This is a genomic window from Leptolyngbya sp. CALU 1928, assembly GCF_056784215.1.
In genome coordinates this window covers 818,722-832,266 of sequence record NZ_JBXBCE010000001.1, presented here as the reverse complement: position 1 = coordinate 832,266, position 13,545 = coordinate 818,722, and the positions used below count along the sequence as shown (strand labels likewise).

Genomic DNA, 13,545 nt, shown 5'->3' with positions numbered 1-13,545 from the left:
GATCTCTCTACTACCGACGTTCTCCCCAAAGGCGGCACCCAGATTCGAACTGGGGGTAAAGGATTTGCAATCCTCTGCCTTACCACTTGGCCATGCCGCCGTACCAGACAATCAATATATCAAGTTTAGGGTTCCTTTGCCTATTGCTAGCGAGAATCTAGATTCAGGAGGGTTAGCTGTTGATACTAAATCCCTGTCATATCAGCTATCTTGAGTGACGTACAAACAGATCATTAGAAAGTGTAAAACTATAATTCTCCAGCGAGTACGCCATAAACTGCCCAAATTGCCATTGCCCGCAGGTAATGACTAGCGCGAAAGGTGCCAGATGGAGTAATCGCTTCAGGTGTGCGGAACTGTAAACCGTTGTCGTAAATTTGCTGGATAACTGCGTGGGCGATCGCCAGTGCTTCATCTTTCATCTCCATTTGTGCCATGAATGCGGCAAGCCCAAAGTTGATGCCGATCCATACTTCAAGGGGATGGGTAGAGTTGGGGTTTTCTGGGGTGCCGTCGGGTCGAACTCCGTTGGCGGCTCCAATGGGAAGTAAAGAAGTGTTGAAGGGTGAATGTCGGGTGTCGAATTGAGCGGCTGTTTTCAGCGTTTGCTGTTCTGCTAGGCGAGCTTCTTGGACAGTGGTGAATTGTTGGGCTTGCAGGTTGCCAGATTTTAGATAATCGTTGAATTTTATGAAACAGGCATCGTAGATTGTGCGGAGGGTGGTTTGGGCACGATCGCAGGGCACGATGTCGGGGAGGTGCAACAACCGGGCGTAGAACTGTCCACAGAGTTGATCGGTCATGACAATATCGGAACCGCTGTCGCTGTCAATCCGGTAATATTGCCCGTTCCACAGCTTTTCTTGGTACAGAGGAGAAGATTGTTCTAGCCAAAGTTGGAAGTTACCAATGTCGTTGGATAGGTTGGTGAGTAGGCGGATGTCGGCGGTGTTTTCAGCAAGGATGCGACCGATCGCGATCGCGGCTTCCAAGGCGGCTAACCACAAACCGCCACAATAGGCGCTGATTCCCTGAAGTTTCCAATCATCAAAGGTTTGATCGGGGGCACCGGAGTTTTCGGGAATGCCATCGAAGTTTTGATCGAAGCGTTTGAGGTAATGCATCGTTTGGGAAATTGCCCCCCAGCACTCTTGCAAAAAGCTGATATCGCTTGGGTCAGTCAGCAAAAAGGCGCGATAGACTTGCAGGACAAAATCGCAGGACAAATCTTTCCACAGATTGCAATCTTGATAGCTGGTGTAGTTGGTTTTCTCCCAGACATGTTCGTTGGGTGCGCCGAGATCATGGGGAGTGGCTCCAGCAGTTTTGCGAACCGCCATGGGGCTATCTGCGCCAATGGTCATGTAGTAGCCGATTACACGGGTGCGATCGTCGCTGGCAGGAATGGCACGGGCAAAGGCGCGAATCACTGCTTTTTCCAGTTCCGGGAACAGCATTAGCAGACCAAAGGAACCGTAAAGTCTGACATCTAAGCTTTCATACCAGCGGTAGTCGATGCATTCCAACACCGCGAATTGCCCGACCGGATCTTGCTCGGTTGCCGCACTCCATAGGGTGCCGCCATCCGTCAGGATATACAGTTCATTAAACAGCGCCATTTTGAACCAGTCGGGCAATGGCTTTTCTAAAATAGGCTGTTGCCAGGTTTGAATCTGCTGTTGCCAGGTTTGGTAGTGTTCTAGGGCAGTGTGAGCGATCGCCCAAGCATTCTTGCCGCTGCGATCAAAAAAATCGGTGTAGCGCTTAAAATACTCCACGCCTTGGGCAAACTCCATCACCGGAAAATCCCAGCTTAGGGTGAAAGGAATCTGCTGAGTTTCCCCCGGTTGCAAGGTGAACCGCACCGCGATCGCGGCGGCAATCTGTTCCCCCGATTTTGCGGTAGTTGCATCCTCTCGATTGGGCAATGAGCCATTTTGAGAAAAAGAGCGCCATACTTCAGCACCATCGCCTACTGGATTCCAGCGGGTCTGATAAAAAACTTCGGTGTTAGCGATCGGTTCAACCGCGATTCCGCTTTGCGGATCTCCCACGAGAATCGCCCACTGTCCATCGCCTTCAGCAGGCTGTGAAGCCGCTCCATTATTCCCTCGTCCCATCACGATCCCAACTTGCGTTCCCTCTTTCACCCAGCGATTTACATTCCCGGTGCTTTCTCCTAGCCGGGGCTGATACTCGTATACGGGGCTACCATCATCGCGCAGCTTCACTTCTGGAGACTTAGAAGCATTGGTGAACCAGCCCACCATATTTTGCCAAGTCAGCATAATACTAAGGGTGATGGGCTGATCGGTGGGGTTGTGCGCCGTCCACTCGAAGATCGCAACGGGATAGCTGGTTTCCTGATAGTTATCGGGCAAGATTGGCGAAAACTGTTCGCAGGTTAAGCTTGCCTGAAACACATTCTCGTAAACAAACCAACTGCGGGGATAGAGGGCGTGATAGGTGCCTGTAGAAGGTGCCGGGTGACCGGTTTCAGGTTTCAGGTGAGGTGTTGATGACCCATCGTCCGTGTCCTGTTCCCTATTGCCTGTTCCTTGACTGGCTGGATACCATTGCCAGGTGCTTAAACTTCCGTCTTCTGGCGGTTCTGTGGATAATCCGTAGGATTGGGATTGATCGCCAACTTGCTCAAAAAGGCTGAACTGGCAGGCTGGCATGGTTTGAAAGACGTGTTCGCCGCTGTCGATATGCCACAGGCTAAAGTCGCCCCGATGCGATCGCCCGATGCAGCCGGCTCCAAATCCGCCCAGGGGCATCCCATGCCAAGGGCCATCATCTAGGTTGCTGGGATAGCGAACGGTGTAGGGAGTTTCCCAGCCCAAACCGATAGGGCGCTGCCAGGTGCAGTTAGGAATTTTGGGTGAAGTGGGTTGATTTTGCATGTCCTGATTTTAAGGGCGATCGCGCCCAGTAGAAACGCGGTTGTTTTGGAAACTTTGGCATAAAGTCCTGTAAAACTCCTGATGCTTCTTGAGCAACAAATATCGCATCCTAAAAACTATGGGGGAAGCAAAGACAGGAACATTCACCCGTCAACCAATAGTTAGGAATAAATGCAGTTTTTCCTAGCCATTATTTATCCATTTGGGCAAAGAGGTATTCAGTGAAATTTCAGATTGCCGGATTCTTTGCAGCCAGTTTGACATCATTTGCCGGGATCTCTACCGGATTGGTTCACCATACGACCCAGCAGCTATGGAAACCTGAAATAGCTCATGCCGCCAAAATTACGACAATGCTGCTCAAAAGTAAACCTAGGCTGTTGTCTCGCAGTTTGAGACCCGTAAGCCTAACGACTCAACCGAATGTTCGGGATTTGCTGGCTCCTCAGGCAACGGATGCAAGCAACCTTTAGATTCGCGATCGCGGTTGCTCCTCTTAAAGCGGTCATACATTCGCTTAAAATGGCAAGCTAGCCGCGCATGATGGAGTGCCATTGATGAAGAGTGAGTTAAAGGAGTCGCAGGCAACGCTGAAGCCGTGTCCGCAGGTTTTGGGGATTGATTTAGGGGGAACGGCGATTAAGCTAGGGCGATTTAGTCACGATGGAGCGTGCTTGCAGTCGTTAACGGTGCCCACGCCCCAACCGTCTACCCCAGAAGCCGTGGTCACAGCAATGCTGGCGGCGATCGCCCAACTCGACCCAACGCACCAAGCACAGGCGATCGGGATTGGAACTCCGGGTCCCGCTGATGCTACAGGGCGAATTGCCAGAGTTGCCATTAACTTAAAGGACTGGCATGATATACCGCTAGCGGATTGGATTGAAGCAAAGACTGGGCTACCCACCACCGTCGCCAACGATGCGAACTGTGCTGGAATGGGCGAAGCTTGGCTGGGTGCAGGGCGCTGGTTTCGCAACCTGATTTTGTTGACTTTAGGCACGGGCGTAGGCGGAGCCATTATTCTAGACGGTAGACTATTTGTCGGGCACCACGGCACCGCAGGCGAACTAGGACTGATCACCCTCAACCCTGATGGACCTGCCTGCAACAGCGGCAATCAAGGATCTTTGGAACAATACGCCTCGGTGCAGGCAATTCGCCGCCGCACTGGATTAGAACCCGATACCCTGGGCGCAATGGCGATCGCGGGGGATGCTAAAGCCTTGGAATTTTGGCAGCATTATGGGCATGATTTGGGCGCTGGAATAGCCAGTTTGCTCTACGTCCTGTCACCCGAAGCCGTCATCATTGGCGGTGGGGTTAGCGCCAGCGCCGACCTATTTTTTCCGTCAATTCAGGCTGAGCTAGAACGACGGGTTCTTCCTTGCTCCCGCGCTGGATTGCAACTCTTAAAGGCAGAATTGGGCAATCAAGCAGGCATGGTAGGTGCAGCAAAACTGGCGTGGCAATTGACTATTGATTAAGAGACTTCAGCCGGAGCAATAAAGGCAGAGGAATCTTGTCGGTTTACGGCGATGTTAGGTGCCTCAGAAACGTAGTTTTTAGTTGACGCTAGCTCTCGTTGGGCAAGGGATGCTCGGATAAGTCCCTTGAACAACGGATGGGGCAGGCTGGGGCGAGACTGAAACTCTGGATGAAATTGGCTAGCAATAAAGAAGGGATGATTGGAAAGCTCAACAATTTCGACTAAACGCCCATCGGGTGAGGTGCCGCTGATCACATACCCCGACTCTATGAGTAGATTGCGATAGGCGTTATTAAACTCATAGCGATGACGATGACGCTCGTAAATCACTTCTTCTTGATACAAACTGAACGCAAGGGTATTGGGTGCAAGCCGGCAGGGATATAGCCCTAGCCGCATAGTGCCACCCAAATCTACAACATCTTGCTGTTCTGGCAATAAATTGATCACTGGGTTCTGAGCATCAGCGTTAAATTCTGAACTATTGGCATCCTCTAAGTGAGCAAGGTGGCGTGCCCATTCAATCACAGAACATTGCATCCCTAGGCACAACCCTAAAAAGGGAATTTGGTGCGATCGCGCATAGTGGACTGCCGCAACTTTGCCATCAATCCCACGGGCACCAAAACCGCCGGGAACGATAATGCCGTCCACACCTTGCAAAAATTGTTCGGCACCCTGAGCCTCAATATCTTCAGAATTGACCCATCGAATACTGAGGTCGCTATCTAGCTCAATCGCCGCATGGCGCAATGCTTCCATCACGGATAAGTAGGCATCGCCCAAACGCACATATTTACCCACAATCGCAATTTCGACGCGCTTGGTTGGATGATACAGGCGATCGACCAATCGTGCCCACTGGGTTAAATCAGGCTCCCGTTGTTCGAGTTGCAATAGCTCTAGGGCTTGATGGGCTAAGCCTTCCCGTTCCAGCAACAAAGGTACTTCATAAATACTGTTGGCATCAGGGCAAGAAATCACACATTCCGCTGCCACATCGCAAAAGCCCGACACTTTTTCCTTAAAGCCTTCTGGCAACGGGCGATCGCTGCGACAAACCAGCATATCTGGCTGAATCCCAATCGATCGCAGTTCCTTCACCGAATGCTGAGTCGGCTTGGTTTTCATCTCGCCTGCTGCGGGAATCCACGGCACCAACGTTACATGCATATACAATGCATGTTGCCGCCCCACATCCTTACGAAACTGGCGAATCGCCTCCAAAAATGGCAACGATTCAATATCGCCCACCGTGCCGCCAATCTCGGTAATCACCACGTCAGGATTCGTATTTTTTGCCACCCGCAGCACTCGATCCTTAATCTCATTCGTGATGTGCGGAATCACCTGCACCGTGCCGCCTTGGTAATCTCCTCGCCGCTCCCGATTTAGCACTGCCTGATAAATAGACCCGGTAGTGACGCTGTTTAAGCGCGACATCGACGTGTCAGTAAAGCGCTCATAGTGCCCCAAATCTAAATCGGTTTCTGCGCCATCCTCCGTAACAAACACTTCACCATGCTGAAACGGACTCATTGTGCCCGGATCGACATTGATATAAGGGTCTAGCTTGAGAATTGAAACCGAGTAGTTGCGTGACTTGAGCAACCGCCCCAAACTTGCAGCCACAATGCCTTTACCGATACTAGAGACAACACCACCGGTAACAAATACAAACTTAGTCATAAAATTTTAGAGGGGCACTTAGGTAGGAAGCAGAATACATCCCGTTTATTTTGCCACAGTCTTTTGATCTTCCGCTGTTAGGGATCACGATCGCGGGTGGAATTCTCCTTGTCGTCGCCCTTGGGCAGATGTCTGAGAAGTCCCCTGGAGGATGCTTCATTCATGAAAGAATCGGCATTTCAGGCGTTGTGTCTTAACGAAAGAATGCGGGTTTCAGCCTTCTCGGCTACCTTTTAAGACATCCTCTCATGGTTTTAGATCAGTACGGCTATAATATCGGCAACATCGCTACTTATCCTGTCAGGTAAAGATTGGTTGGAGCAGTTACATTGAAACTTCGTCGTCCCACAGCATGCAGATTCTTTCCAAGGTAAATTTTTCAGCTCGATCTTCTGCATTTTTACTGGTTATTTATCTGCTTCCATTTGCCTTTTTGTTGTGGTTTGTTGCAACCTTTGGCGTGAATGTTCCCTACTGGGATCAATGGGAATTAGTCGGTTTATTTCAACGCATTGCTGCTGGAGAAGCAACATTTCAAGATTTTTTTGCTCAACATAATGAGCATCGAATTCTGTTCCCAAAGTTAATTATTAGTGTTCTCGCGTTTATATCAAGCTGGAATATTCAATGGGAACTCTATCTGAATGTAGTGCTTGCCGCGATCGCGTTTTTATTACTCTACAAAATTTCCTTTGATCAAACAGTGCAGCACAATCGCTCTTTTCATCTAGCCAACATTTCAACTTGCTTAATTGTATTTTCAGTGGGTCAGTGGGAAAACTGGATGTGGGGCTTTCAGATCGCCTGGTTTTTCATGAATGTTTGTCTGGCGATCGCAATTTTAGTCCTTTCCGTGAGTCTCAATTTGGCGCTATGGGTTCGATTAACTGTAGCGGCTCTGGCGTGTACGGTTGCAACTTTTTCATCTGCCCATGGGTTATTAGTCTGGCTGGCTGTTATTCCATCACTGATCATTTGCTGTAAAGACGACCGCCAACTAAGAAAAGTTGGCTCAATATGGACACTCCTATTTATAACGGCTTGTTATCTTTACCTGATTGATTATCACAAGCCTTCTGGTCATCCTAGTGTATTGTCTTTTTTAGAAAAACCTTTTCTATCGTTAGAGTATTTTCTTACATTGCTGGGTTCGCCTCTCCTTCATCGCTCCAGCTTTGCGGCTGAAGGAGGGTTGGCGATTTTACTTAATTTCATTTTTTTTGTAATTTTCTATCTCAAACGATTTGGCTCACAGTTTTCTAAAGATGCTGCACCCTGGCTTTCACTAGGATGTTTCACAGTTTTGTTTTCTTTAATGACAACGGTTGGCAGATCGGGTTTTGGGGTTGACCAAGCCAGTGCAAGTCGGTATTTTACAGTGGGAATTTTGTTAGTCATTGCCTTGGTGCAGTTATGGCGCTTAGCTTTAATAAATACTAAAGATGGGGTTGAAAATTGGCTGGATTCGCCAATCCAATTGAGCAGTATATTAAAGTTACGGTTTGCTTCAATCAAGCCATTGATTGGAAGTATTTTGACGCTTTTGGTCTTGATTACTTCAATTAATTCAATTCCGTCTGCAACAAAACTTCGATCGCGATTGCTCCATGGTCAAGCGTGTTTAGAGGTTGCAGATTACATTGATCGATCGCCGGATAACTGTCTTCAATTAATGTATCCAGATGCCAATACCGTCAGCGATCGGGCAAAAGTACTGAATCAAATTGGTTTTAGACATTTTCCCCAAAAGCCAATTGAGTTTGTGGAAATCCCTGATCAGGTTCATGGCTATATTGATAATCCACCGACCAGCCAAACTCCAGCCGTTGTGAAAAGAAAATGTATTAATTGTGAAGCAGTGACCGTGAATGGTTGGGCAGTTTTACCAAAGCAAGTGCAGCCGTCCCAATTAGTGTTACTCAGCCACCATAGAAATCCTGAACACGAGCCAGATGCTTTCTTTGCCAATGCTCATGTCCGGTTACCCAGCCCTGATGTAGCGAAAGCGCTGCGAACAAATCGCTACGCTCGATCGCGGTGGGAAGTGTCGTTTTCACCAGAATTATTACCTCCAGGTGAGCGAGTGTTGACAGCTTGGACATACGAACCGAATAGCCAGCAGTTCATCAAGTTAAATGGTGAACCAACGCTAAAAGTGGAATAGCTATCTGTCTGATTCCTTAAGTTCCATCCTGATTGGGCTTCAAATGGCTCTGGTGATCTGTGCCGTGTAAATGTCTTTCAGGATGTCTTGTAAGCCGTATTGATACTGCCAAGTTGGGTAATGGGACTGAAACTTTCTCACATCAGAGATGTACCAGATGTGATCGCCTGAGCGGTTATCTTCGGCATAGGTATGCTGCAATACTTTGCCCGTTAGTGCTTCACATTGGGCGATCGCTTCTAGCATGGAACAGTTGCTATGGCGAGAACCACCGATGTTATACACCTCACCGCAACGTGGTTTTTGATAAAAGTGATAGAACGCATTCACCAAGTCATAGCTGTGAATATTGTCCCGCACTTGCTTGCCCTTGTAGCCAAAAATGGTGTACGGCTCATCCGTGACTGTGCATTTCATTAGATAGGCTAAAAAGCCATGGAGTTTCGCGCCTGAGTGAGCCGGTCCGGTCAAACAGCCTCCCCGAAAGCTGGCGGTTTTCATATTGAAATATCTGCCATACTCCTGCACCAATACATCCGCAGCCACTTTAGAAGCACCAAACAGAGAATGTTTCGACTGGTCAATGCTCATGGACTCGTCAATTCCCAGCCAGTAGGGGTGATCGGGGGCAATTTCCCAGCGAGTTTCCAGTTCTTGTAAGGGCAAGAAGTTGGGTAGATCGCCATACACCTTATTCGTAGATGTGAAAATAAACACTGCATCGGGGCAGTGTTTACGGGTTGCCTCTAGCAATACGAGCGTTCCGTTGGCGTTGACGGTGAAGTCGGTGTGTGGGTCATTGGCTGCCCAGTCATGAGAGGGTTGGGCAGCGGTGTGAATGATCAAGTTGATGTCGGTGGAATGATCGTTAAAGATGCGTTCAATGGCATCGCGATCGCGAATATCCAAATCATAGTGGCGATATTGCTCTCCATATTTATCTTTGAGCAGATCTCGATTCCATTGAGTTGAAGCAGACTCACCAAAAAAGTAAGATCGCAAGTCATTGTCAATGCCAATGATACTAAAGCCAAGTTGAGCAAAAAAACGAACTGATTCAGAGCCAATCAGTCCAGCAGAACCAGTAATTAAAACTGTGGGCATAGGATGATTATTCCGTTAATAGGGGATGAATAATGGGGGTGTTTTCAATTTCAATTTCAAACCGTTGTTTAGCCAACTGATAGAATATCCAGATTATTCCTCCTGTGGAAATAACCATTAAACCCAGCATAAAAATATTAGGCGCTACAATCAGGCGATCGCTCGTACTAACTGAACTGGTTATTACCCAATTCGTCACGAACACAACACTTTGAAACGCCAACAGCAAGTAGCATACCCAACGAGGAAGTTTAGTTAATAGTGTTGCTAATCCTACAAATAGCAGAATCATTGTCGCATAGGAACCTTGGTGAATGCTGGTTGTTCCAGGACCAAACATCGCCAAAATCCAAACGACTACACTCCATACTCCAACGCTCAAAACTAAATGAACCCGTTTAACATCTACCTGGGAATTAAGCCGTTTCAAAAAGGGGGATGCTAACCAGATTAGCCAACCGATGTTAAGCACACCCAACGCCCTGAAGAGGTGAAAAAAATCTTTCTCTCTGGCTGCGTATTCATTTTTGCCATCTGATATGGGACTCCCTATAAGCATCTTGAAGTTTTCCCATTTGTTATTAGCCATTTGAGCAAAACTTAACTGCTGATAACCGTCTTTGAAGGCTTGAGAAAAGGAGCGAGAATCAACATCAATCACTCCAGCAAGATGCCATTTCATTAAGCGATCGCCTGGGGGTTCATAAAATTTCTGATAGGCAACCCAAGGAGCTAACGTTAACCCAAATATGAGACAACCGATGAGAATTTGACGGACTCCCGGAAAGCACCGGGGGCGAACTAGCATCAAGGCGATCGCAGGTAGGGTGAAAATCACTCCACCGTGAGCAAGCAGCCCTAATGCCGCCGATCCTGCCGCTAAGCCTGCCTCAACCGTAGTTGGGCGGCGGGACTCATACACCGCTGGCATCAGGAGAGCAAAGGCAAACACCATCAAGGCTCCGGCGAGTAGCTTGGGCCAAACGTACACACTGTTGAATAAGAAGAATCCAGAAAAGGTCGAAAACGCAAGGGCGATCGCAATTTGCCATCCTGAAAGGCGGATGTTGCGGCACACCGCCCACAAAGCCGCTATCCAGGCAGATTGAGCAATTGTGCCGATTATTTGATAGTGCAGCCCGACATCCGAGCCGCTGAGAAAAGCGATGGGTCGTTGAACAAGGGTAATGCCTGTTTGTAGCGGCGGGCGATCGCTGCTTAACCATTCTCCAAACAAAGAGCGCGGATCTTGCCCTCTATAAAGCCTATCGGCAAACATTTTAGGCAGCCCATTGTCGGGGGGAAATACTGCGAAGAAACGCACCTGGGCACTAGATATTGGTGAATCTCCTGCGTCAATCAGGTACAGCACTGATAGGTATGCTAAACCAACCGCCAGCATTATCAAAATCGGGAAGATTGTATCTACAGACGCAAGCGGCTGGGCAATTGATTTAGCAAAAGGCTTTTTTGTGAACAGCCGCACTAACCCCGCCACAGTGAATAAAAGAACAAGAACACTAAAAATAAACCCTGCGATGTAGTTGAAGAAATAAACCCAAAAAGTTACGTAACCGATCAATGAACTGATAGCTACTGCCAAAATAACTGTAAATGCAGGGTGAAGGCTCTGTCGTTGAATGATAGATGCGCCTATGAGTAACCCTGGAGTTAGGAAAAGAGCAAAATAAAAGATATAGAAGGGTGCAAAGGAAATGGCTGAAATTTGGCTCTTTAACAAACTCAAAAAACTTACCTGCGATGGTGAGCTAATTCCTATCCATCCATAAGATTTTTGATTGCCATCCACAGCAATGATTTGCATCGGATGTCCGTACCAGGATACGGGCAAAAACCAGTGCAATTTTTCCCAGCGATCGCCCGTATCTGCTGCTTTCAGTTGAAACTGCTCCCCCGTATCAATCCGTTTTGCAGCTAGCTTGTTGCCATTACCATTTGTCCAACCAGCAACAAAAAGACTCAGAATAGCTGGCGCTTGAAATGAGGGAGAAGTGAGTGTTCCAGTACTTTTATCTTCATTATTAATTCCTGACCCCCACAAAATAATGTCTTTGCTCTCTGCTTCAACTGCTTTTACAGAACTTCGTTTCATCGCGGGCGTTCTCTGAACAGCAAACTCTCCGGTGATGGTATAACCAGTGCTGCCGGGAACTAAAACCTGGTCTGATCCACAAATAAGGGTCAGTACGATGCCCACTAGCAGACCCACTAGCAGAATCGAAGAAATAAGTAATGTTAGCGGTCGATGCAAAAACTTGTGAGCCAGCATGGCAGGTTCCAATGTCTTCAGAAAAGCACAGACTTCAAAAGCGATTCATTATCAACTATCCATCGATAAATATCTTGCAACGTCGCTTTTGGATCGATTGCAGGCTTCCACCCGGTCTTTGCAATGACCTTGGAAGAATCGGTCACAAAAACGGGCACATCGCCGAGGCGCTCTTCTAGCAAAGGATCTACAGGAATCGTTTGCCCAGTAATTTCTTGACACAGTTGAGTGGTTTCTAGCAGGGATAGGCTGTTGTGGATGCCACCGCCGACGTTAAAGATTTCGCCGTCTAGATCAGCAAAGTGAGTTAGCTGATAATCAACCAGCGCCAGCAAGTCACTGATATGGAGTAAATCTCTAACCTGCTTTCCCGTGCCGTTAAAGCCAATGTAGCTGAGGGATTTTTGAAAATAGTGAGCCGCAACCCAAAGCACAAATACACCCTGATCGACTTTGCCCATTTGCCAAGGACCCGTCAGCACACCACATCGATTGATGATTGCCTGAATGCGGTAAGCGTCCCGGTATTCTTCAATCAGCAGTTCAGATGCAAGTTTGGTAGTGCCATAGAGCGATCGCGCTCCCTGCAAGCCAAACTCCTCCGAGATTCCCAAAGCTGAAGCCCCTGGTAGTGCCTGATCGTCCGCTAGTTCAAAGCGGGTGGGCAGTTCCTTAAGCGTTAGAGACTTGAGAGCATGAATGGGGTAAACCCGACTAGTAGACAGAAACAGCAGACGGCTTTGGGTTTGCCGAGCCAGTTCCAGCAGATTAATAGTGCCCAGCAGGTTCGTTTGCAATACATATTGAGGCGAACTAAATCCTGCCAGAACAGACGGCTCCGCTGAACAGTCGATGATAGTACTGACCGGAAAGGTGGATGGATCAAGATCAGAGGGCGATCGCACATCTCCATGGACAAACTGCACATCCGCTTGCTTGAATCTAGATAAATTCAACTCAGAGCCACGTCTTCGCAAATTGTCTAGACAAATAATTTTCCAGTCAGGATACATTCGCTTCAGACCCAGAGCAAGAGAGCTACCCACAAATCCCGCTCCGCCCGGTATCAGAACAGTCTCAGACATTCACTTGAGCCTTGTCATAGTTTTTACTACAGTAATAATCTCCACGGGATAAATGTCTTTCTAGCCAAACGTAAAGGACGATGAATAGATAACGGCTACCCATCTCCTTAATCTTCAACTTAGAAATTCCCGTTTGTCGGTTGTACCAACGGATCGGAATTACAGCGTAGGAATAGCCTCGAACTAATGCCTTTAAAGGTAATTCTACTGTGAGGTTAAAATGATGACTTAAGATGGGCTGCACCCCTTCAATCACTTCCCGTCGGTACAGCTTAAAAGCGTTAGTCGTGTCGTTGTAACGCAAACCAAACAACACTTTAATAAACAAGTTGGCTAATCGATTAATGAAAAGCTTGTGAAAAGGATAATCGACTACTTTTCCACCTTTAATAAAGCGGGAGCCAAATACACAGTCGTATCCTTCGATTAGCTTGTAATATCCTGCAAGAAGATCTTCCGGGTCATCCGAAGCATCTGCCATGACAATGGCAACGGCATCCCCTTCAAACTCTGCCAACCCACGCCGTACTGCAAATCCAAAACCGTTGGGAGGATGATTATCAACATGTCGAACGGTTGGAAACTCTAGCGCTAATTGCTGACAAATTTTCTTCGTATTATCCGTACTGTTGTCGTTAACAATGACAACTTCATGGAGAATTCTTTCAGTCTGAAGTTTACTTACAATATTATATACGGTGTCGTATATACAATCCTCTTCATTATGAGCAGGAATCACAACTGATAACTTCATCACTCCTAACACTCCACCACTAATTTGCCTTAACAATTTGCCTCAGCCAGATAGCAAATCATTT

General features: G+C 47.7%; 9 protein-coding genes and 1 tRNA gene. 3 read left to right on the top strand and 7 right to left on the bottom strand.

Annotated features, from left to right (window positions below; translation table 11 throughout):
- Positions 1-29: 29 nt before the first annotated feature.
- Both AC1S5B_RS03665 and AC1S5B_RS03660 read right to left on the bottom strand, forming a co-directional pair.
- Positions 30-100 (bottom strand) — tRNA-Cys (locus tag AC1S5B_RS03665).
- Between the two features lie 148 nt (positions 101-248).
- Complete coding sequence (locus AC1S5B_RS03660; RefSeq protein WP_482034370.1) at positions 249-2,906, bottom strand: GH116 family glycosyl hydrolase; 2,658 nt, start codon at positions 2,904-2,906, stop codon at positions 249-251.
- 221 nt (positions 2,907-3,127) lie between these two features.
- On the opposite strand from AC1S5B_RS03660, the gene AC1S5B_RS03655 reads away from it, so the two are divergent.
- Together AC1S5B_RS03655 and AC1S5B_RS03650 are read left to right on the top strand one after the other, a co-directional pair.
- Positions 3,128-3,379: a hypothetical protein gene (locus AC1S5B_RS03655; RefSeq protein WP_482034369.1), complete on the top strand. Its 252-nt coding sequence runs from the start codon at positions 3,128-3,130 to the stop codon at positions 3,377-3,379.
- An 84-nt stretch (positions 3,380-3,463) separates the two neighbouring features.
- On the top strand, positions 3,464-4,393 hold the full coding sequence (locus tag AC1S5B_RS03650; protein ID WP_482034368.1) for an ROK family protein: 930 nt from the start codon (positions 3,464-3,466) through the stop codon (positions 4,391-4,393).
- Here the strand turns inward: AC1S5B_RS03650 and AC1S5B_RS03645 are convergent.
- A complete protein-coding gene (locus AC1S5B_RS03645) occupies positions 4,390-6,084 on the bottom strand; it encodes a CTP synthase (protein ID WP_482034367.1) in 1,695 nt (564 codons plus the stop codon). The two genes, AC1S5B_RS03650 and AC1S5B_RS03645, sit on opposite strands and share 4 nt — an antisense overlap.
- Before the next feature lie 352 nt (positions 6,085-6,436).
- Between AC1S5B_RS03645 and AC1S5B_RS03640 the strand changes: the two genes are divergently transcribed.
- A complete protein-coding gene (locus AC1S5B_RS03640; RefSeq protein WP_482034366.1) occupies positions 6,437-8,248 on the top strand; it encodes a hypothetical protein in 1,812 nt (603 codons plus the stop codon).
- A 39-nt stretch (positions 8,249-8,287) separates the two neighbouring features.
- Here the strand turns inward: AC1S5B_RS03640 and AC1S5B_RS03635 are convergent, their stop codons facing one another.
- The 4 genes from AC1S5B_RS03635 to AC1S5B_RS03620 are packed head-to-tail and all read right to left on the bottom strand — an operon-like array spanning position 8,288 to position 13,481.
- Positions 8,288-9,352 (bottom strand): NAD-dependent epimerase/dehydratase family protein, encoded by a 1,065-nt coding sequence (locus tag AC1S5B_RS03635; RefSeq protein ID WP_482034365.1) that lies wholly within the window; start codon positions 9,350-9,352, stop codon positions 8,288-8,290.
- Between the two features lie 7 nt (positions 9,353-9,359).
- The gene (locus tag AC1S5B_RS03630; RefSeq protein ID WP_482034364.1) at positions 9,360-11,642 is read right to left on the bottom strand and encodes a hypothetical protein; all 2,283 of its coding nucleotides are present in this window, start codon (positions 11,640-11,642) and stop codon (positions 9,360-9,362) included.
- A 17-nt stretch (positions 11,643-11,659) separates the two neighbouring features.
- Entirely contained in the window at positions 11,660-12,727 is a 1,068-nt protein-coding gene (locus AC1S5B_RS03625) for an NAD-dependent epimerase/dehydratase family protein (RefSeq protein ID WP_482034363.1), read from the bottom strand.
- Positions 12,720-13,481: a glycosyltransferase family 2 protein gene (locus tag AC1S5B_RS03620; RefSeq protein WP_482034362.1), complete on the bottom strand. Its 762-nt coding sequence runs from the start codon at positions 13,479-13,481 to the stop codon at positions 12,720-12,722. The genes AC1S5B_RS03625 and AC1S5B_RS03620 overlap by 8 nt, the downstream gene beginning before the upstream one ends.
- Positions 13,482-13,545: the final 64 nt, after the last annotated feature.

Excerpts from the sequence above, each read along its gene's own strand:
- AC1S5B_RS03660 (WP_482034370.1), bottom strand. The coding sequence starts at position 2,906 with ATGCAAAATCAACCCACTTCACCCAAAATTCCTAACTGCACCTGGCAG.
- AC1S5B_RS03650 (WP_482034368.1), top strand. The coding sequence starts at position 3,464 with ATGAAGAGTGAGTTAAAGGAGTCGCAGGCAACGCTGAAGCCGTGTCCG.
- AC1S5B_RS03645 (WP_482034367.1), bottom strand. The coding sequence starts at position 6,084 with ATGACTAAGTTTGTATTTGTTACCGGTGGTGTTGTCTCTAGTATCGGT.
- AC1S5B_RS03640 (WP_482034366.1), top strand. The coding sequence starts at position 6,437 with ATGCAGATTCTTTCCAAGGTAAATTTTTCAGCTCGATCTTCTGCATTT.
- AC1S5B_RS03635 (WP_482034365.1), bottom strand. The coding sequence starts at position 9,352 with ATGCCCACAGTTTTAATTACTGGTTCTGCTGGACTGATTGGCTCTGAA.
- AC1S5B_RS03630 (WP_482034364.1), bottom strand. The coding sequence starts at position 11,642 with ATGCTGGCTCACAAGTTTTTGCATCGACCGCTAACATTACTTATTTCT.
- AC1S5B_RS03625 (WP_482034363.1), bottom strand. The coding sequence starts at position 12,727 with ATGTCTGAGACTGTTCTGATACCGGGCGGAGCGGGATTTGTGGGTAGC.
- AC1S5B_RS03620 (WP_482034362.1), bottom strand. The coding sequence starts at position 13,481 with ATGAAGTTATCAGTTGTGATTCCTGCTCATAATGAAGAGGATTGTATA.